The sequence below is a fragment of the Rahnella aquatilis CIP 78.65 = ATCC 33071 genome (assembly GCF_000241955.1).
Taxonomy (GTDB): Bacteria; Pseudomonadota; Gammaproteobacteria; order Enterobacterales; family Enterobacteriaceae; genus Rahnella; species Rahnella aquatilis.
Genome location: NC_016818.1, coordinates 3,598,109 through 3,618,772 on the forward strand (window position 1 = coordinate 3,598,109; position 20,664 = coordinate 3,618,772).

A 20,664-nucleotide genomic window follows, 5' to 3' on the forward strand; every position below is an offset into this window, starting at 1 on the left:
TAAGGAGAGCCATGAAACACCTGACACTGCCTTTATTACTGCTCATTTCCCCCGCCGCCCAGGCCACCTGGACGCTGCAAGGCTTCCCCGGCTTCGCCGAACCGGTCAGCGGAATATTCACCAGCCACGCCACGTTACCTAAGGGACAACGCACGCTGGAATTACATCAGAATAATCAGTGCTGGCAACCGTCGGCTGCGGTAAAGCTTAACGAGATGCTGTCGCTGCAACCCTGTGAAAACCACGCGCCGGTTTACTGGAAACAATTCCGCGCGGGAGATTATCAGGTTCGAATTGATACCCGCAGCGGGACACCGACGCTGCAACTCAGCCTGAAAACAGCGGAGGAAGCCGTCGCTTCTGTGGCGAAAACCTGTCCGCGCCGGGATGGTAAACCGCTGACCGTCGATGTCTCCGGCACTTTTGCTGAAGGTGAAACCGTCCGCGATTTTTACTCCGGCCAGAGCACCAGCGTGACGAAAGGCCACATCACCATGATGCCCGATCCGGCAAGCGGCGGTTTGCTGTTGCTGGAATCAGCAGAACGTAAAACGCCGGTCACATTCAGCTGGAAAAACGCCACGGTGTATTTTGTGCTGACCGATCGTTTCGACAACGGCAATCCGGATAACGATCACAGCTATGGCCGTCACCGCGACGGCTTGCAGGAAATCGGCACTTTCCACGGTGGTGATCTGGCCGGACTCACGACAAAACTCGATTATCTGCAACAGCTTGGGGTTAATGCGCTGTGGATCAGTTCACCGCTCGAGCAGATCCACGGTTGGGTCGGCGGCGGCACCAAAGGCGATTTCCCGCATTATGCCTATCACGGCTATTACACCCTCGACTGGACCAAACTCGATGCCAATATGGGTACCGGCGAAGATTTACAGAAACTGGTCAGCGAAGCGCACAAACGCGGGATCCGCATTTTGTTTGACGTTGTCGTTAATCACACCGGCTACGCCACGCTGGCGGATATGCAAACGTTCCATTTTGGCTCGTTGTATCTCAAAGGCGATGAAATCGAAAAAACGCTGGGCAAAAACTGGACTGACTGGAAACCCGGCCCCGGCCAGAACTGGCACAGTTTTAATGATTACATCAATTTCAGTGACAAAGAGGGTTGGAGCACCTGGTGGGGAAAGAAATGGATCCGCACCGATATTGGCGATTATGACTCGCCCGGTTATGACGATCTGACCATGTCACTGGCCTTCCTGCCGGATATTAAAACGGAATCCACACAAGCCAGCGGCCTGCCTGTTTTCTATCGCCACAAGCCCGACACTGCCGCACGCGAAATCCCCGGCGCAACGCCGCGTGATTATCTGGTCACCTGGCTCAGCCAGTGGGTGCGGGATTATGGCATTGACGGATTCCGCGTGGATACCGCCAAACACGTCGAAAAACCGACGCTGGCATTACTTAAAACCCGTTCAACCGAAGCACTGAAACAATGGAAAGCCGCCAATCCTTCAAAGGCGCCCGATGACGCCCCCTTCTGGATGACCGGCGAGGCGTGGGGCCACGGCGTGATGAAAAGCGATTATTACGCCAATGGTTTTGACGCGATGATTAATTTTGATTTTCAGGATCAGGCAGCAGCGGCGCTGAATTGTTTTGCCAACATCGATGCAACTTATCAGCAGATGGCGGAAAAAATGCAGGATCTCAATGTCCTCAGTTATTTGTCATCACATGATACCCGGCTGTTTTTCGCTGCCGATGCCAAAGGTTCTCTGCCATTGCAGCAGCGTGCGGCAGATTTGTTACTGCTGGCACCGGGCGCGGTACAGATTTATTACGGCGATGAAAGCGGCCGTGAGTCCGGCCCGACGGGTTCCGACCCTTTACAGGGAACGCGGTCTGACATGAACTGGAATGAGCTGGCTGGCCCGAAACAGGTGTTACTCAGGCACTGGCAAAAACTGGGGACTTTCAGGGAACAACATCCGGCGGTGGGTGCAGGCATGCATAAATCACAGCAGACGGCGCAATACTATGCCTTCAGCCGTCAGCAAGGTGACGATAAGGTGATGGTGGTCTGGGCAGGAGATAGCGGAAAATAGCGGCGCAGAAAGCAAATGGCCTCGCGTTTAACGGCGAGGCCAGTTCATACCCACTCTACAAGCATCAATGACCGTCGAAACAGACCAGACTGTAGCAGTTGATATTTGAATCGTTCAGGCGTTTTTCACCGCCCAGTTCCGGCAGGTTGATGATGAATGCGGCATCGGTCACTTCCCCACCCAGACGGCGGATCAGTTTCGCAGTGGCTTCAATTGTGCCACCCGTTGCCAGCAAATCGTCGATCACCAAAATTTTTTCGCCAGGCTGAATGGCATCAACGTGGATTTCAAGGCTGTCAGTGCCGTATTCCAGATCGTAGGTTTCGCTGATGGTTTCACGCGGTAATTTGCCCGGTTTACGCACGGGAACAAAGCCCACGCCCAGAACCAGCGCAACCGGTGCGCCAAACAGGAAGCCACGTGCTTCAGTGCCGACCACTTTGGTGACGCCGGCATCGCGGTAACGATCGGCCAGTAACTGAATGCTTGCAGCGTAAGCTTTTGGATCTTCCAGCAAGCTGGTGACATCACGGAACAGTATGCCTGGCTTAGGATAGTCAGGGATGGTTTTGATACTGTCTTTAATAAACTGTAGCTGCTGTGCGGTAGCGGTCATAATGTAATTGCCTGATAAAGCTGCTGTTCATACTTAAACGCGGGCGGTCAAATGTCCCCCGTCATGCCTTTACAAAGCATGTCGTTCAAGGAAGGAAATTGGGAGCGCACCGACGTACGAGATGCCCAAATCTATGCAAAGCTGCTTTAAAAAGCAACCCGCAGCCGGACATGATCGCCTGTTTTATTGCTCAAGGTCAACCACTGGTAATCGCCACATCATGATCAGTAACGCAAACATCATGCAAACCAATAAAATACGCACCCACAATATCGGCACGAAATAGATCGAAATAGCGAAAGTCACCACAATCAGCGCGACCGCTTTCGGTTTTACGCCTTTCGGTAACGCGCGATGTGTGTGCCAGTGGCGCAGATAGCTGCCAAACCATGAGCGGTACAATAACCACTGATGAAAGCGTGGCGATGAGCGGGCAAAACACCAGGCGGCCAGCAGTAAAAAGGGTGTCGTTGGCAGCAACGGTAACACCACGCCAAGCGTCGCCAGCACCACACACAACCAGCCAACGGTAATCAGTAGTACGCGTTTCATGCATTTCCTTCGGTTTCAAACAGGCCATGTAGCCGATTTGCAGTTTCTCAATGTAAACAAGTGCGCAGAGGCTGTCATACCGGTAAGCTACGCCAGAGTTTAAGGGAGATTATCGTGAGCACAGAACGAATTTTACATGTCCTCGATCAGCAGATTGAAACACTGGCTCGGGAAATTGAACCGATCGGCCATGTTTCTGCCTCGCAGGCACGGTTTGATATCGCACTTTTCTCAACCAAAGGTACCCGGCTGCGCGATTATCTGGCAGAAATTAAAACCAATTTGCAGCAACTGAATCAGGAAGTCGTCGAAAAACGCTCTGCGCAGGTAGCATTTATCGCCGAACGGCTGGTGGCACAAATCACCGCCATGCAGCGCGAACTGGCGACCCAGTCTCTGCGTAAAACGCACCAGACACCGGAACGTAAAAGCCATGATAATTACACTAAACTGGCGGAAACTCAGCAGTTCGAGCGGCGTCTGATTGCAATGATTGAAGATCGGGAAACCACGCTGGGTCATCTGGCGACGTTCAGCGATCAGCAGCGGGTGCAGAAGGAACTGGCGGCGCTCGAAGGGCGTTTAATGCGTTGTCGTCAGGCGCTGGCTAAAATAGAGAGACAAATCGAGCGGCAGGAAAAAGGTTTTTGAATCTTTATCACATTTTTTTAATCCGGCGTTCAGGCCGGGCCTTTTCTTATCTATAATAGTAAGTCCAAAACCTGCTAATCATAATGTTGGCCTATATGTCCGTAGAAAATGCGCCCCCCGAACTTCAGCTTGCTGTCGATTTGATTTACCTGCTTGAGTGCAATGAAATTGCCCCTGAAACCGCGCTTGCAGCACTGGAAATCGTACAACGCGATTATCAGGAAAAGTTGAAAAACAGTAAAAGTACGCTTTCGATCAGTTACCTTTAACCCGCCCCGCTGCCTGTTTCAGGGGAACCTGTCGCTTTCCCCTGAATGGCACGGAATTTCTCAGCGCTGTGGCAATGCATCCGGTTCATCGCCCGGTTGTCGCATGACACGTTTCACTTCCTGCACTTCTCTACCGTCCTGATTATGCAGATACACTTCCAGCTGATTGAATGCGATATTGATGCCGTTTTCGCGGCAAAGCTTATCAATGCTGCGGTTGAGTTCATCCACGGTATAACTACGATCCCCCAGCTCACGCACATATACACGCAGTTCGTGATCGAGCGTGCTGGCCCCGAAATTCAGGAAGAACACCAGGGGCCCAGGGTCACTCATCACACGGGCGTTTTCATGCGCCGCCTGCAATAAGATCTCTTTCACTTTGTCGAGATCAGAACCGTACGCCACGCCGAGTTTGATCAGCACGCGGGTGACGGTGTCGCTCAGCGACCAGTTGATCAGTCGCTCAGTCACAAACGCTTTATTCGGGATAATCACTTCTTTGCGGTCAAAGTCGATAATCGTGGTCGCGCGGATACGAATGCGGCTGACGGTGCCCGAGAATGTCCCGATGGTCACGGTATCGCCAATGCGCACCGGGCGTTCGAAGAGAATGATCAGCCCTGAAACAAAGTTCGCGAAGATCTCCTGTAAACCAAAGCCCAGCCCGACCGACAGCGCTGCCACCAGCCATTGCAATTTATCCCACGAGACGCCAAGCGATCCGAGCGCCGTTACTGCGCCAATCACCGTAATGGAATAGGTCAGGATGGTAGTGATGGCGTAGGATGTCCCCTGGCGCAATTGCAGCCGTGACAATACGACGACTTCAAGCAACCCCGGCAAATTTCGCGTTAATACATACGCCACAATCACCGCCAGGAAACCGAGCAGGAAATTCCCCAGTGTCACCGTTTGCTGAATGACCGCACCCGCTACCGTGCTGGAGTAATGCCACAAAGTAATGCTGTCCAGATACGAAATCACCGTCAGCAAATCCGACCAAATCCAGTAAAACACTGTCGCGAAAATAAAGAACAGACCCATCGTGGTCAGACGCAATGACTGCTGGTTGATCTGATCTAATCCGATCTGTGGCTCTTCGACCGGCTCGTTACCTTCCGCGCCATCTTTCGCCGCGATAGTCTGGCGACGCGCCAGCGCACGGCGATAAGCCAGACGCCGCGCGGCAACGCTTAATCCGCGCAATGCCGTGAGATAGGTAATGTTCCAGAAAATCAGCAGATACAGGCTGTCAATCCAGCGGCCAGCCAGACGCAGCGTGGTGTAAAAATATCCGGAGACCACCAGTCCGACGAAGAAAACCGGAGCCAGCGCAATCGCCGTCACTACCACCAGGCGAATACTGTGCGAATCTTTTTCGCGCCAGCCATCGCGCGCAATCGGAAAGACCAGAACGGCCAGGGCAAGCATCGTCAGGAAAATCACCACCTGACCGATAATGTCATCCACCAGCCCGAGCGGCGCTTTCTCACCGCGTACCGACCAGAAAATCAGTGGCAACATCACCAGACTCAGACGAATGACAGAACGGCGATAATGCGCACAGGTGGCCGCCGGCATAGTGAAATGTCGTTCATTTATGCCGCCCGGTTTGAGAAGGCGATAACAAAAGCCCATCACCAGCAGGAAAACTGCCAGCCGTTGCGCCAGCGTCCATAAGAAATCACTCGGCTCGATATCACACACCGAAAGCCAGTAGCCAACACCGAGTATCAGCAGCACGCCCGGCAAGACATTCAGCGCCATTAATGCCAGCGCCTGCGGCGTATGCAGCTGACTGTCCCGCTTGAGCTGTCCGACATCTTTACCCAGCATTTCAATCCGCTGGTTGATGTATTTCCTGCGCCATAACAGCAACAAAATAACGATTAACAACGGGATCGTCACCGGCAGGGAATGCAGTGCACCCAGCATCAGTTCACCCGGCGGAATACTGACATGCAGACCGCTTAGCTGATTTTTTACTTCATCTGGTAATGACTTGATGAACTCCCAGTTCATCGGTTTGTTGCTGCTCACCCAGAAAATCTGCTGGGTCAGCGTTTCGGTCAGCGACTGATTGATGCTCAGCAATTGTTGCTGGTTAATCTGTAAACTGATGGCCAGAGATAGCTGATTACCGAGTTGTTTATTCAGTTGATCAAGCAGTTCCCGTCGCATGTCGACAATCTGATCCAGCGCATCGCTGATATCGCTATTAATGGTTTCTTTACTGTTGCTGACCACGCCCTGAATGTAGCTGTCGCCCTGGAATAAGGCATCACGCTGCTGATTAATCTTAAACTGTTCGAGACGCAGATCGGCAATGTTCGTGCTCATGTCCGTGATCAGACCGGAAGGCGGGATGGTATTTTGCTGTTGCTGATACAAAATGCGCGACAGCAGTAAACTGCCCTTCAGCACCGTGATTTGCTCTTTGAGATCATGCTCAGCCTGAGCCGAACGGTCGAGCCAGTTTTTCACTGTGATGTTTTTCTGCACCAGTTGGTTGCCCTCTTCCGTTGCAGCAATCAGGCGTTCACTGAGCTGGCGGTTAATCCCGAGTTCCTGCGCAACAAGCGGATCATTTTGAATGTCAGAGGTGTCGTCCGGAGTCTGGGCTTCTTTTGCCGTGCGTTCAGACAAAATCAGCCGTTTTCCGTTGACCACTTCCTGCAACAGTTGCGCGGTATGTTCCAGCTGATTGATGTGCGCATTGGTGTAATCGCGCTGTTTTTGCAGTAGATCTTGCAACGTCGTATTGGCTTCAAGGCTCTTGCGTTGCAGATCAATCTGCGCGGTCAGCAAAGCCTGCTGCGTCACCAGCATATTTTGCTGGGTAGTGCGTAAATCTTGCTGACCGGGCGACATACCATTGAGCAGATTGCGGATTTTCTGAATAGCCAGCGAATAAGTATACATCGCGTTCTGCACACGTTCCGGCTGGGTTTGCAGGGAAATCAGCTGGGTATTAAATGTGGATAAATCTTCCTGAGAAGACTGAAGATCGTCGAGCGTATCGTTAAGACGATTTTCCAGCTGACGCAACGATAATGCGCCAAGTTGCGCTTTGTTGACGTCATCTTTGGGATTATTTTTGATCTGCTCAAGGCCATCCATCGCCACGCGTAATTTCTGCGGCGCTTCCGCGACCTGTTTTTGCAGCTGATTAACTTCCTGTTTCACCCGCTCAAGCGCATCAAGGTATTCCAGGGTGTGGATCAAATCCTGTTGCGACAGTTTATCGACCGGCGTCAGGTTTTTTTGGCGATTTAACGCATCAAGCTGGTTCTGAACTTCATTACGGCCCGGAATATCATTACTGGCCGCATGTCCGGGGAAGGAGAAAAGAAACAATGCAACGCACATCACACACGTAAAAAAACCTGTCATCCCCTTTTTTTTCAGGAGAGAAATTACGTCAGAAGAGGCGGCCATAAACCGGATAAACATACGTCAGTGTCAACTCATACCAAATGAATAAGAGGTGATGACAATAGCAGCGTTCGCGATGAAAGGAAGGAGAAAAGCGTATCTGAATACAACATCAGAGTGTTTATTTTGTCACCAGAAAGGAGAATAAATTTGCAGGCTTATTAATACCACGGAAAGCAGTAATACATTATTTTACCCTGGCAAGAAAGGGAGACTGGCGTAACATATCGATATACGTATCCACAAACCTTCCGGCATCGCCTTCTAAATCAAAGCTTTCAGGAATAAATAACCAGTTTTCCATTAAACCGGTAAGATAGGCACGTAAAATAATGGCGGCCTGGCGGGTATCAAGAGTGGCCGGGAGCTGCTTTTCTTCTATACAGCGTACGAGAATACGCTCGATTTTACCGTATCCTTCCATATAGAGCGCCTTGCGGGCTTCATGAACTGATGTCATCTCCCCAACAAATTCACATTTATGGAATATAATCTCCATCAATGCCTTACGCTGGCTATCAGTGACGGTGGCGACCAGAATGTAAATAAGGATTTCGCGCAAAATACGCAGTGGATTATTCGGAAACTTTGTCTGATACTCTACTTCGAGCACTTTTATCCGGGATTCATAAGCTTCCCAGATCGCGTTAAACAGTTCCACTTTGTTCCTGAAATGCCAATAAATTGCGCCCCGTGTCACACCGGCTGCATTTGCAATATCAGTCAGTGATGTCGACGATACTCCACGGGCAGAAAATTCACGCACAGCCGCATCCAGAATCTGTTGTCTGGTTTCCAGCGCCTGTGATTTGGTTTTTCGTGCCATCGGTTTATCTTTATGGGGAGTTTGATTTACATACATTCTTGAATGTATGTAACATAGCACGCACATACTAAAAGCGCAGCAATGGATTTGGAATGTTGTGATCCATTGGACAATTTGAAATCGGACACTTGAGGTTTATTTATGAACAAAAACAGAGGGTTAACGCCTCTGGCGGTAGTTCTGATGCTATCCGGAAGCTTAGCACTTACAGGATGTAACGATAAAGAAGCTCAACAAGGTGCGCCACAGGCTCCGCAGGTTGGCGTCGTTACCCTGAAAACTGAACCGCTTAATGTGACTACCGAACTTCCAGGTCGTACTGCTGCTTTCCGCATTGCTGAAGTACGACCACAGGTTAACGGTATCATTCTCAAACGCAACTTCGTTGAAGGCAGCGACATCAAGGCCGGTACCTCTTTATATCAAATTGATCCTGCCACTTATCAGGCCGCGTATGACAGCGCTAAAGGCGATCTGGTAAAAGCTCAGGCGAATGCACAAATTTCCCGTCTTACCGTGACCCGTTACAAACCTCTGCTCGGCACCAGCTACATCAGTAAGCAAGATTACGATACAGCGGTCGCGACTGCAGCGCAGGCTGATGCTGCGGTAGTCAGTGCAAAAGCTGCCGTTGAGTCTGCTCGCATCAATCTGGCTTACACCAAAGTGACCTCCCCTATCAGCGGACGTATCGGTAAATCGTCTGTGACAGAAGGTGCACTGGTGTCTAACGGCCAGACCACTGCGCTGGCAACCGTGCAACAACTCGACCCTATTTACGTTGACGTGACACAGTCCAGCAATGATTTCCTGCGTCTGAAACAGGAACTGGCTGACGGTTCATTGAAACAGACTGACGGTAAAGCGCAGGTCAAGCTGCTGATGGATAACGGTAAAGAATATTCACAGCCGGGTACATTAGAATTCTCTGATGTGACTGTTGATGAAACTACCGGTTCCATTACTTTACGAGCCATCTTCCCGAATCCAAACGATTCCCTGCTGCCGGGTATGTTTGTGCGCGCGCGTCTCGATGAAGGTGTTAACAACAATGCTCTGCTGGTACCACAGCAAGGTATCACCCGTAACCCACGCGGTGATGCAACAGCGATGGTTGTCGGCGCTGACAATAAAGTTGAACTTCGTACTGTGACCACGACGCAAGCGATAGGCAATAAATGGGTCGTTACAGAAGGTCTGAAAAGTGGCGATAAAATTATCGTGACAGGTCTGCAAAAAATTAAGCCAGGCGTACAGGTTACTGCACAGGAAGTCGATCAAAACGCAGCAGCGCCCGCTACAGCGACGAAGTCTTAATAGGAGCCGGTAATTCATGGCTAAGTTTTTTATAGATCGTCCCATCTTTGCATGGGTGATCGCCATCATAATCATGTTGGCGGGGGGATTGGCAATTCTTAAATTGCCAATTGCACAGTATCCAACCGTTGCGCCACCGGCTATCCAGCTGACCGCAACCTATCCGGGCGCGGATGCGCAGACGGTACAGGATACCGTTACTCAGGTTATTGAACAGAACATGAACGGTATCGACAACATGATGTACATGTCGTCGACGAGTGATTCGTCCGGTACTGTTCAGATTACCCTGACCTTTGCTTCCGGCACTGATGCGGATATCGCACAGGTACAGGTTCAGAACAAACTGCAGCTCGCAACCCCGTTGCTGCCGCAGGAAGTTCAGCAACAGGGTATCTCCGTTGAGAAATCGAGCAGCAGCTTCCTCATGGTTGCCGGCTTTATTTCTAACAATGGTTCAATGACCCAGGATGACATCGCCGACTACGTCGGTTCCAACATCAAAGATCCTATCAGCCGTACTGCCGGTGTGGGTGACGTTCAGCTGTTTGGTGCTCAGTACGCAATGCGTATCTGGATGGATCCGAGCAAACTGAACAACTTCCAGCTGACGCCGGTTGATGTCATTAATGCCATCAAAGTTCAGAACAACCAGATTGCAGCCGGTCAGTTAGGCGGTACGCCACCAGTTCCGGGACAGCAGCTGAACTCTTCTATCGTGGCTCAGACGCGTCTGAAATCACCGGATGAATTCAGTAAAATCATCCTGAAAGTGAATCAGGATGGTTCTCAGGTTCGCCTGAAAGATGTGGCAAAAGTTGAACTTGGTGGTGAAAACTACGACGTTATTGCCCGCTTCAACGGACAACCTGCTTCGGGTCTGGGTATTAAACTGGCGACCGGTGCTAACGCCCTGGATACTGCCGCTTCCGTGAAAGCCACGCTGGCTAAACTGGAGCCATTCTTCCCGTCTGGCTTACAGGTTGTTTATCCGTACGACACAACGCCGTTCGTTAAAATCTCGATTAAAGAAGTAGGCAAAACGCTGTTTGAGGCCATCGTCCTGGTATTCCTGGTGATGTTCCTGTTCCTGCAAAACTTCCGCGCAACCCTGATCCCAACCATCGCGGTTCCGGTGGTTTTGCTGGGGACCTTTGCAATCCTGGCGGCGTTCGGCTACTCGATAAACACCCTGACGATGTTCGGGATGGTGCTCGCGATAGGCTTGCTCGTCGATGACGCCATCGTCGTGGTCGAGAACGTCGAGCGCGTCATGGTCGAAGAGGGTCTGCCGCCTAAGGAAGCCACCAAAAAATCCATGGAACAGATCCAGGGAGCTTTGGTCGGGATCGCGATGGTGCTGTCCGCAGTATTCATCCCGATGGCCTTCTTCGGCGGTTCAACCGGTGTTATCTATCGTCAGTTCTCCATCACCATCGTTTCTGCCATGGTGCTGTCGGTTCTGGTGGCGATGATTCTGACGCCAGCACTTTGTGCGACCATGCTGAAACCGGTCGCCAAAGGTGAGCATCACGAGAAGAAAGGTTTCTTCGGCTGGTTCAACAAGAAATTCGAGCAAAGTACGCACCACTACACCGACAGCGTCGGTAACATTCTGCGCAGTACCGGCCGTTATCTGGTGATTTACCTGCTGATCGTGGTCGGCATGGCATTCCTGTTCATCCGCCTGCCAACCTCCTTCCTGCCGGAAGAAGACCAGGGTGTGTTCCTGACCATGGCGCAATTGCCTGCAGGTGCGACTCAGGAACGTACGCAGAAAGTGCTCGATGAAGTCAGTAACTACTATCTGACGAAAGAAAAAGCTAACGTGGAATCCGTGTTTACCGTGAACGGCTTCGGTTTCGCAGGTCGCGGGCAGAACACCGGTATCGCGTTCGTCAGTCTGAAAGACTGGTCAGAACGTAGCGGCGCTGAAAACAAAGTTCCTGCGATTGCAGGCCGTGCAATGGGCGCATTCAGCACCATTAAAGACGCACTGGTGTTCCCGTTCAACTTACCGGCTATTGTTGAGTTAGGTACGGCGACAGGCTTTGACTTCCAGCTGATTGACCAGGCTAACCTTGGGCATGACAAACTGACACAGGCACGTAACCAGTTGCTGGGCATGGTGGCTCAACATCCTGACTTGCTGACTCAGGTTCGTCCAAACGGTCTGGAAGATACGCCACAGTTCAAAATCGAAATTGATCAGGAAAAAGCAACGGCACTTGGCGTTTCAATTTCCGACATCAACACGACATTGGGCGCATCGGTTGGTGGTAGCTACGTCAATGACTTCATCGACCGTGGTCGTGTGAAGAAAGTGTACGTTCAGGCTGAAAATAAATACCGTATGTTGCCGTCAGATATTAACAATCTGTATGTCCGTGGCAGCGCGGGACAGATGGTACCGTTCTCCGCGTTCTCAAGTGCGAAATGGGAATACGGTTCACCACGTCTGGAACGCTATAACGGTTTGCCATCCATGGAAATTCTCGGTCAGCCGGCTCCGGGTAAAAGTTCGGGTGCTGCAATGGAGATGATGGAGTCTCTGGCTTCTAAACTACCAAATGGTATCGGCTATGACTGGACCGGTTTGTCTTATCAGGAACGTCTGTCTGGTAACCAGGCTCCGGCCTTGTACGCTATCTCACTGATTGTCGTCTTCTTGTGTCTGGCCGCATTGTATGAAAGCTGGTCAATACCGTTCTCGGTTATGCTGGTGGTTCCGCTCGGTGTTGTGGGCGCACTTCTGGCAGCCACGATGCGCGGTTTGAGCAACGACGTATACTTCCAGGTGGGCCTGCTGACAACCATCGGGTTGTCCGCGAAGAACGCCATATTGATTGTTGAGTTCGCCAAAGACCTGATGGACAAAGAAGGTAAGGGTCTTATCGAATCAACGCTTGAAGCGGTTCGTATGCGTCTGCGCCCGATCCTGATGACATCCCTGGCGTTCATCCTCGGCGTTATGCCGCTGGTTATCAGCTCCGGCGCAGGGTCCGGTTCACAGAATGCTGTAGGTACCGGCGTTATGGGCGGGATGATCACGGCGACCCTGCTGGCGATCTTCTTTGTTCCGGTCTTCTTCGTGGTGGTTCGTCGCCGCTTTGGTAAGAAGAGCGAGGATATCGAACATACGCACAAAGTAGAGCATCCGACGCTGTAACCGGATCTCCCACCTAAACGAAAGGCCGCTTATGCGGCCTTTTTTTTCGCCCGAGACTTGAACCTGAAAACGGATGGGTGCATAATTATTGTTATAGTATAACATAACACTTAGAGGCATTATGAAACCCGCTATTCATCCTGCGTACCGCACTGTGGTTTTTCACGACACCAGTGCTGACGAATACTTCAAAGTCGGCTCCACCATCTCGACGGACCGCACCATTGAACTGGAAGGGGCAACCTACCCGTATATCACCATTGAAGTGTCTTCAGCCTCTCACCCTTACTACACCGGTAAGCAGAAAGAGTATTCCAAAGAAGGCAGCACAGCGCGATTCAATCAACGCTTCGGCAGCTTCCTCGGTAAGAAATAAATGACATCAGGGAAATCGTTATGCAGGTTCTGAGTTCATTACGTTCAGCGAAAAAACGTCATCCGGATTGTCGCGTAGTCCGCCGAAAAGGCAGGATCTATGTAATTTGCAAAAGTAATCCACGTTTTAAAGCCGTACAGGGCAAGAAGAAAAAACGTTAACAACGCCTCTTTCCTTCCGTACCCAAAAATAAAAGCCCCGTCGCTTGCCCGGCGGGGCTTTTTCTTATGCTAAGACATGATGTAAACCTCCCCACAGCAGCGCGGTGAAGAGGGATAATCTTATTTCATGCTGGCGACAATCGTCTCAACGTTATGCTTAAACGCTTTCACGTACGTTGTCGCTGGCCCTTTCGGCCCGGACAATGCTTCAGGGTATAACTCACCACCAGGCTCAGCACCGCTGGCTGCTGCGATTTGTTTAACCAAACGCGGGTCGGTCTGATTTTCGATAAAGTAAGTTTTCACTTTCTCCGCTTTAATCTGCTTAATCAGAGAGGCCACACCGCTGGCACTTGCTTCAGCTTCAGTAGAAAAACCCACGGGTGCCATAAAACTGACGTGATATTCCTGACCAAAATAGCCGAAAGCATCATGGCTGGTCAGCACTTTACGTTTTGACTGCGGGATACCGGTAAATTCAGTTTTTGCCCATGCATCCAGCTTTTGCAACTGTTCAATATAAGCAGCGCCACGCTGACGGAAATAATCCGCATCTTCCGGATCCACTTTAATCAGCGCATTCATTACGTTAGTGGCATAAATCACGCCATTCGCCATACTGTTCCACGCATGCGGGTCGGTGATTTGTTTACCGTCTTCTTCCATTTTGCGTGAGTTTACGCCTTGCGACGCTGTCACCAGATGACCTTTATAACCCGACGCAGTCACCAGGCGATCGATCCACCCTTCCAGCCCCAGGCCGCTGACAAAAACAACATCCGATGAATTGATGGCTTTGCTGTCTTTAGGCGAAGGTTCGAAGCTGTGCGGATCACCGTCCGGCCCGACTAACGTCGTGACTTTCACATGATCACCTCCGACTTCCTGAACGATGTCCCCAAGAATTGAAAAGCTGGCTACCGCATTGACGGTTTTAGCCATCGCCAGCGGGCTCGACAGCAGGGCAGCTACTGCGAGTGATATAGGTAATACTTTCATCATGTCCCCTTAATTGTGATAGTGCTTATTAACGTACTGCTGCTTAACTTCGCGAGGCGGTTAACATCCCGCCCCGCTTTCCAAATAAAACCGAAATAAAGAAAATCACTGTCGCACTCAGCACTATCGCAGGCCCGGCGGGCAGCGAGGCGTAATAAGACCAGACGAGTCCTACTACGCTGGCAATCGCACCAATAATCATCGCGCTCAGTAAGGTATGAGGCAGATCGCGGGCCCAGAAACGGGCACTGGCGGCAGGTAACATCATCAGCCCGACAGACATCAGGGTCCCGAGGATCTGGAAACCCGCCACCAGATTGATCACTACCAGCGCCAGGAAAATGCCATGGATCGCTGCCAGCCATTTCCCCGCGCTGACGCGCAGGAATAGCGAATCAAATGATTCAATGACCAGTGCGCGATAAATGCATGCCAGAACCAGTAAAGAGAGGCTGGCGATAATGCCGACCATAATCATGGCGGAGGAATCGATAGCAAGAATTGAGCCGAACAGCACATGTAAAAGATCAACGCTCGAACCGCGCAGGGAAACCAGCGTGACACCAAGCGCCAGAGAGCCAAGATAGAAACCGGCGAAACTGGCATCTTCTTTTAATTGTGTACGGCGACTGACCAGCCCGGAGAGCATCGCAACAGCCAGACCTGCGATAAAACCGCCAATTCCCATAGCGACCAGCGACATCCCGGAGATCAGATAGCCAATCGCTGCGCCGGGTAATACAGCATGCGAAAGCGCATCTCCCACCAGACTCATCCGGCGTAATAACAGGAAAACGCCTAATGGCGTGGCGCTGATTGATAATGCGATGCAGGCAATCAAAGCCCGGCGCATGAAGCCGAATTCAATAAAAGGATCGGCAAGCAAATGAAAAAGCATCATGAATTTGCGACTCCCGTCGTCAGGGAGAACGGTTCTGTCGTAATACAGGCATGCGCCTGATGAGGAAAATGACCGAGAACATCCTGCGCACTTCCCCATAAATTCTGCTGCGCGCTGAGATAAAGCACATGGGGAAAGTGTCGGGCAACCATCGAAATATCATGCAAAACCGCGATGACGGTTTTGCCTTCCTGATGCCATTTCGCGATGACTTTTAACAACAAATCGGTGGTTTGAGTGTCGATACCCGTGAACGGTTCATCAAGCATAATAAGAGGTGCCTGTTGAACCAGTAAGCGGGCAAACAGCGTCCGTTGCAATTGTCCGCCGGAAAGCGACCCCACGGGCAGGTGCGACATTTCCGTCATGCCCACTGTCTCCAGCGCCTTATCAACGGCTATTGCAGACTGTCGGTTTATGCCACCGAATAACCCACTTTGCGGCCAGCATCCCATCGCGACCAGATCAAATACGCTGATAGGGAAACCGCGATCCAACTCAGCCTGTTGCGGCAAGTACGCCAGCCGGGGACGTTTTCCGCCAGTGAAGGTAATATTGCCCGTCACAGCCTGCTGCAAACCGGCCAGTGTTTTAAGAAAGGTGGATTTGCCGGCACCATTGGCGCCGATGATAGCCGTCAGGGAGCCCGACCTGAATTGTCCGTTTAGCGGCATGGCCACCGCCTGACGGTCATACCCCACTTCGACATTATTAACAAAAATCATGGTAGTGAAATTGCCCAGTAAATAGCAGCCCATAAAACAGCGAGCACAGCCAGCACAGCAACGCAGCGTGCCAGCGAAGAAAGTGTAAAGAGTGTTTTTGTCATGCCCCCTCCAAATCGTTATAATATAACATCACAAGAGGGTCTGAGTATCAATACATGAACTGTTTCAGTTTTTTACGGGCCAGGAGACGGCTGGCAAAGTGGCAGGGGGCACGGATTCATACTGTTAAAAAAGGGTAAAAAAAAGTGAATAAGTTGTAATCTGTATTACAATCAGAAAGTTATGAAATTTTGCGTTAGAAATTTTTTTCCTTTCTCAAAACACATCCTGATGAAAGTATGCAATAATGTAGAGGTATGTAGCTAAGAGGTGGATGCCTTTGAAGAAATTAATCCCTTATGTTATTAAGGGGAATGTTCTTACGGTTGATGAGTTACAACAGATTATTGAACCTGCTTTATCTGAAATTGAAGAATCCCTAATTGGCGATTTAACTTATTTTTCAGAAAATGCACATTATGAAACAAATTCTTTGCAGATCGTGTCAATAACACAAATTGACAAAAACTATTATTCAATGACTTACCAGTTCAAATGGACGATTTTCAATGGTTGTCTGGACATTAATGCTGATGAGTTAACGAAGCAAAGTGTCACATTCCGTGTTAAACCTGACGGGCTGGAGTTTGATATTATTGAATCTTTCCAAGGTTCTGCTGCTGAAGAATTGTAAGTTTGAGTAATACGTTTGCACAGCTTTCTAAAAATGAATTATATTTAAAATACCGGCTGTATAATAAATCCTTTAAACCTCATCCCGAAGACTATTCCTTGCGATTGTCTTTGATGTTTAAGCCAGTTCATAGCGTTTTTTAGTGAGAGCCGTTTCCTGTAAGCCATTAAGTTTTGTTGTTTACTCACAGAGTGTTATCAACACCGAATAAACCATTACGGAGGGGATGATATGGATGAGTACTCGCCTAAGCGGCACGATATCGCTCAGTTACGCTACCTGAATGAAACGCTGTACGATGAAGGGATTGCGACACTGGGTGACAGTCATCACGGTTGGGTTAACGATCCGACTTCAGCTGTTAACCTGCAACTCAATGAACTGATTGAGCACATTGCATCCTTTGTGATGAGTTTTAAAATTAAGTATCCGGACGATAACCATTTAAGTGACCTGGTTGAAGAGTATCTGGATGATACCTACACCCTGTTCAGTAATTATGGAATTAACGATTCTGATTTGCGCCAATGGCAAAAGACCAAGAAGCGGTTATTCAGAATGTTCTCAGGGGACTACATCTGTACCCTAATGAAGACATGAGTAATAATTTATATGCAGTCATCAGATAAAAATCAAAAGGCTAAGATGAACAAAATCGACTATTTGATGCGTTTACGTAAATGCACCACTATCGATACACTTGAACGTGTTATTGAGAAAAATAAGTATGAACTGTCCGACGACGAGCTGGAATTGTTTTACTCGGCAGCTGACCATCGTTTAGCGGAGCTAACGATGAACAAGCTGTACGATAAAATCCCGGTGTCAGTCTGGAAATTTGTACGCTGATCTATAAAGCCTGGTCGGAATATGTTCCGGCCAGGCTGCTTAATATTTAACCAAAATATCGTTAATATTATTTAACTATATCTGGTCGTTAAGGCTTTCTGCTTTCTCTTTGATCTGCTGATGAAATGCTTGCAAGAGAAACTGAAAACATTGTTCCGTTTTGGGTGAACGTAATGGTGCAGGTTTGCGCATCATCGCCACCGTTCTGCTTAATGTTGGCTGCTGCAAATGAATCACCGTTAATTCATTATCGTTAAGGGTTGCAGTATATAACTCTGGTAATATTGCTAATGCCAGGCGCGAGCGCACCAGTCCATATAACGTCTCCTGAAAATCCACGCGATAATTCACCCGTAAATTCAGACGATGACTCTCACTGAGTGATGTCACCAGCCTGCTGACATTCCCTTTTGAAAACAATGCAATATCTCTTTTCAGCAGTTGCCGCCAGGGAATATTATGACCTTGAGAAAGCGGATCATCTCGTCTGATAACAGCCACAAAAGGATCTTCCAGTAGCGGATAAACAGCCAGCGTTCCCGGCACCGTACTGTCTGTTGCACCGATACCAAAGTCCACCGATCCGTTATCCAGTTCCAGTAATAATGCGTCGTTCGTCAGGTCATGGAACTCCACACGCATATCAGGGAAATATTCCGCCAGTAATTGTGGAACCACCGGAAATAACAACGTGCTGACCGAAGGCACTAATCCAATACGTAATGTGCCATCCCCGCCCTGACGCATAATTTGCTGCATATCATCGAAAACGCTATGTGCGGTATTCAATAAGCGTTCTGCATAGGGCAAAACAGCCTCACCCTGTTCAGTCAGGCTCACTCCCTGTGCCGTCCGGTTGAGTAATTTCCCCCCTAATACCGATTCAATTTGCCGAAGCGCGCTGCTCAGCGCGGGCTGACTGATTGCCAGCCGATTCGCCGTATCGGTAAAACTGCGCAGTTGCGCCAGCGTCACAAAATATTGAATTTGCTTGAGGGAAAGGGCAGGCAGCCGGCGCCAGGGTTCAGACATAATGAGCAGCTATTCCACGAAAAAAGAAAACGTTTGCTCAGCATAACCGCATCTTATAAACGGATAAAATAAATCATCTGGGCAAAGCCTCCGCCGCTCCCTACATTAGCCTCATCATTGTTCAAATCCGGAAATCGTTATGACCGACAGCATCGCCTCCCGGCCCCTGCGCCAGCGGGCCATTAACGCTGCACTGGGAAGGATCCCTTTCGACCGCCTTCTGGTTAATGCCCGCGTTATCGACATGGTCACCGGCGAAATTCGCGAAGCCGATGTCGGTATCACCGGCAATATGATTGCCAGCGTTCATCCGCGCGGGAAGTTCAGGCAGGCTGAAAATGTTGATGACTTATCAGGAAATTACCTTTCTCCCGGCCTTATCGATACGCACGTTCACATTGAAAGCTCGCATTTACCACCGGAAAAATATGCAGAAATCGTCGTTGCTCAGGGCACGACAACGGTATTTTGGGATCCGCATGAACTGGCGAATGTACTGGGGGTAGCCGGTGTGCAGTACGCCGTCCAGTCCAGCCGTCATCTGCCATTACGCGTAATATGTGCTGCCCCTTCCAGCGTGCCCTCAACGCCGGGCTTAGAGATGTCCGGCGCAGATTTCCGGGGTCAGGAAATGCAGACAATGCTTAGCTGGCCGGAAATTGCAGGTGTCGCCGAAGTAATGGATATGTATGGCGTACTCAATGGCAGCGAGCGAATGCTGGAAATCCTCGAGGCCGGATTAAACAGTGGAAAGCTGATTGAAGGCCATGCACGCGGCCTTAAAGATGAACAGTTGCAGGCGTATCTGGCCGCCGGTGTGACGTCAGATCACGAACTGACGTCGGCTGAAGATGCGCTGGAAAAGTTGCGTGCCGGCCTGACGCTGCAAATTCGCGGCTCGCATCCTTATCTTCTGCCTGATATCGCAACCGCTTTGCTCGCCCTTCCCCATCTTTCATCACAAATAACATTGTGTACTGACGACGTACCGCCCGATCATCTGCTGGAAAAAGGCGGGCTGATCGCCCTAATCAAGCTCCTGATTTCCTACGGATTACGTGCAGAAGATGTACTACGCATGGCAACGTTTAATGCCGCCATCCGCATGCAACGTGCAGATTTAGGACTGATTGCCGCAGGCCGTACGGCAGATATTATCGCGTTTGACTCACTGGAAAATCTTCATCCGCGTGCGGTATATGTTGGCGGAACCTGTGTGGCCCGGCAAGGCAAGCTGCTGTTCACCCCTGCCGCTGCAAGCGGAGTGGTTCCTCCCCGAGACACCCTGCGTTTACCGCCCCTGAACGCCGGTGATTTCCGGCTGAAAATTCCGGGGCTGAATAATGGCAAAGCGCGGTTGCGTAATATTAAAGGCGCGCGCTTTACGCAATGGAGTGAAGTCACCGTTGCCGTACGGAATGGCGCAGCAGAGATCCCGGAGGGCTTCAGCCTGATTTGGGTTCAGCATCGCCACGGTCGCCACGACGCCACACCGAAAATGGCATTACTCGAAGGCTGGGGAGAGTTACGCGGAGCCATTGCGACCTCTTACTCGCACGATTCCCATAATCTGGTGGTTATCGGCCGGGATCCAGCCGATATGGTGGTTGCAGCCAATCAGCTGATTGCCAGCGGCGGCGGTATGGCGTTGAGCCAGCATGGGAAATTGCTGGCCAATATCGATATGCCGATTGCCGGAATGTTGTCTGATTTACCGGCCACAGAATTAGCGAAGCAGTTTAAAAACCTGCGCGAACTCAGTGCCCTGATCGCCGACTGGGAACCGCCTTATCGCGTTTTTAAAGCCATCGAAGGGACTTGTCTGGCGTGTAATGCCGGCCCGCATCTGACCGACTTAGGGCTCACGGATGGCGGATTGCGTGAAATCGTCAATCCGGTTCTGGAAATCTGGCCGGAAGAAACTGAGCACGAACAAAACCACCCGGCGTAAGAAAGAGAGCGAACACCACAT

19 protein-coding genes are annotated in these 20,664 nt (G+C 50.4%); 11 read left to right on the forward strand and 8 right to left on the reverse strand.

Annotated features, from left to right (window positions below):
- Positions 1-11: 11 nt before the first annotated feature.
- Positions 12-2,075 (forward strand): alpha-amylase, encoded by a 2,064-nt coding sequence (locus tag RAHAQ2_RS16350; protein WP_015698291.1) that lies wholly within the window; start codon positions 12-14, stop codon positions 2,073-2,075.
- A 64-nt stretch (positions 2,076-2,139) separates the two neighbouring features.
- Here the strand turns inward: RAHAQ2_RS16350 and apt are convergent, their stop codons facing one another.
- Positions 2,140-2,691, reverse strand: coding sequence for an adenine phosphoribosyltransferase (apt, locus tag RAHAQ2_RS16355; RefSeq protein WP_013576602.1), 552 nt, complete (start codon positions 2,689-2,691; stop codon positions 2,140-2,142).
- Positions 2,692-2,874: 183 nt separating this feature from the next.
- Positions 2,875-3,243: a DUF454 family protein gene (locus RAHAQ2_RS16360; RefSeq protein ID WP_015698292.1), complete on the reverse strand. Its 369-nt coding sequence runs from the start codon at positions 3,241-3,243 to the stop codon at positions 2,875-2,877.
- 114 nt (positions 3,244-3,357) lie between these two features.
- Between RAHAQ2_RS16360 and priC the strand changes: the two genes are divergently transcribed.
- On the forward strand, positions 3,358-3,894 hold the full coding sequence (gene priC / locus RAHAQ2_RS16365) for a primosomal replication protein PriC (protein WP_015698293.1): 537 nt from the start codon (positions 3,358-3,360) through the stop codon (positions 3,892-3,894).
- 95 nt (positions 3,895-3,989) lie between these two features.
- Positions 3,990-4,163 carry a pleiotropic regulatory protein RsmS gene (gene rsmS / locus RAHAQ2_RS16370; protein ID WP_015690305.1) on the forward strand — a complete coding sequence of 58 codons (174 nt, stop codon included), beginning with the start codon at positions 3,990-3,992 and terminating at the stop codon, positions 4,161-4,163.
- A 60-nt stretch (positions 4,164-4,223) separates the two neighbouring features.
- On the opposite strand, the gene mscK is transcribed toward rsmS, so the two are convergent.
- Complete coding sequence (gene mscK, locus RAHAQ2_RS16375; protein WP_015698294.1) at positions 4,224-7,619, reverse strand: mechanosensitive channel MscK; 3,396 nt, start codon at positions 7,617-7,619, stop codon at positions 4,224-4,226.
- Positions 7,620-7,788: 169 nt separating this feature from the next.
- Positions 7,789-8,427, reverse strand: a complete 639-nt coding sequence (gene acrR, locus RAHAQ2_RS16380; protein WP_037040112.1) for a multidrug efflux transporter transcriptional repressor AcrR — start codon at positions 8,425-8,427, stop codon at positions 7,789-7,791.
- A gap of 141 nt (positions 8,428-8,568) precedes the next feature.
- Here acrR and RAHAQ2_RS16385 point away from each other — a divergent pair, with 141 nt between their 5' ends.
- The 4 genes from RAHAQ2_RS16385 to ykgO all read left to right on the forward strand — a co-directional run bounded on the left by RAHAQ2_RS16385 (position 8,569) and on the right by ykgO (position 13,450).
- Entirely contained in the window at positions 8,569-9,744 is a 1,176-nt protein-coding gene (locus RAHAQ2_RS16385) for an efflux RND transporter periplasmic adaptor subunit (RefSeq protein WP_015698296.1), read from the forward strand.
- 16 nt (positions 9,745-9,760) lie between these two features.
- Complete coding sequence (acrB, locus tag RAHAQ2_RS16390; RefSeq protein WP_015698297.1) at positions 9,761-12,913, forward strand: multidrug efflux RND transporter permease subunit AcrB; 3,153 nt, start codon at positions 9,761-9,763, stop codon at positions 12,911-12,913.
- A 121-nt stretch (positions 12,914-13,034) separates the two neighbouring features.
- Positions 13,035-13,289, forward strand: coding sequence for a type B 50S ribosomal protein L31 (locus RAHAQ2_RS16395; RefSeq protein WP_015698298.1), 255 nt, complete (start codon positions 13,035-13,037; stop codon positions 13,287-13,289).
- A 20-nt stretch (positions 13,290-13,309) separates the two neighbouring features.
- A complete protein-coding gene (gene ykgO, locus RAHAQ2_RS25070; protein WP_015698299.1) occupies positions 13,310-13,450 on the forward strand; it encodes a type B 50S ribosomal protein L36 in 141 nt (46 codons plus the stop codon).
- A gap of 120 nt (positions 13,451-13,570) precedes the next feature.
- Here the strand turns inward: ykgO and RAHAQ2_RS16400 are convergent, their stop codons facing one another.
- Genes RAHAQ2_RS16400 through RAHAQ2_RS16410 form a run of 3 tightly spaced genes read right to left on the reverse strand, consistent with a single transcriptional unit; the run spans position 13,571 to position 16,075 of the window.
- A complete protein-coding gene (locus RAHAQ2_RS16400) occupies positions 13,571-14,449 on the reverse strand; it encodes a metal ABC transporter substrate-binding protein (protein WP_015698300.1) in 879 nt (292 codons plus the stop codon).
- 43 nt (positions 14,450-14,492) lie between these two features.
- A complete protein-coding gene (locus tag RAHAQ2_RS16405) occupies positions 14,493-15,350 on the reverse strand; it encodes a metal ABC transporter permease (RefSeq protein ID WP_015698301.1) in 858 nt (285 codons plus the stop codon).
- Positions 15,347-16,075: a metal ABC transporter ATP-binding protein gene (locus tag RAHAQ2_RS16410; protein WP_015698302.1), complete on the reverse strand. Its 729-nt coding sequence runs from the start codon at positions 16,073-16,075 to the stop codon at positions 15,347-15,349. The genes RAHAQ2_RS16405 and RAHAQ2_RS16410 overlap by 4 nt, the downstream gene beginning before the upstream one ends.
- Before the next feature lie 376 nt (positions 16,076-16,451).
- Between RAHAQ2_RS16410 and RAHAQ2_RS16415 the strand changes: the two genes are divergently transcribed.
- The 3 genes from RAHAQ2_RS16415 (at position 16,452) to RAHAQ2_RS16425 (ending at position 17,660) form a co-directional block, all read left to right on the forward strand.
- Positions 16,452-16,811: a hypothetical protein gene (locus RAHAQ2_RS16415; protein WP_231572460.1), complete on the forward strand. Its 360-nt coding sequence runs from the start codon at positions 16,452-16,454 to the stop codon at positions 16,809-16,811.
- Between the two features lie 231 nt (positions 16,812-17,042).
- Positions 17,043-17,411 carry an Hha toxicity modulator TomB gene (tomB, locus tag RAHAQ2_RS16420; protein ID WP_015698304.1) on the forward strand — a complete coding sequence of 123 codons (369 nt, stop codon included), beginning with the start codon at positions 17,043-17,045 and terminating at the stop codon, positions 17,409-17,411.
- A gap of 45 nt (positions 17,412-17,456) precedes the next feature.
- Positions 17,457-17,660 carry an HHA domain-containing protein gene (locus tag RAHAQ2_RS16425; RefSeq protein ID WP_013576617.1) on the forward strand — a complete coding sequence of 68 codons (204 nt, stop codon included), beginning with the start codon at positions 17,457-17,459 and terminating at the stop codon, positions 17,658-17,660.
- Positions 17,661-17,735: 75 nt separating this feature from the next.
- Here the strand turns inward: RAHAQ2_RS16425 and RAHAQ2_RS16430 are convergent, their stop codons facing one another.
- Positions 17,736-18,695: a LysR family transcriptional regulator gene (locus RAHAQ2_RS16430; protein WP_238532092.1), complete on the reverse strand. Its 960-nt coding sequence runs from the start codon at positions 18,693-18,695 to the stop codon at positions 17,736-17,738.
- A 136-nt stretch (positions 18,696-18,831) separates the two neighbouring features.
- Between RAHAQ2_RS16430 and RAHAQ2_RS16435 the strand changes: the two genes are divergently transcribed.
- Complete coding sequence (locus RAHAQ2_RS16435) at positions 18,832-20,643, forward strand: adenine deaminase (RefSeq protein ID WP_015698306.1); 1,812 nt, start codon at positions 18,832-18,834, stop codon at positions 20,641-20,643.
- Positions 20,644-20,664 lie beyond the last annotated feature (21 nt).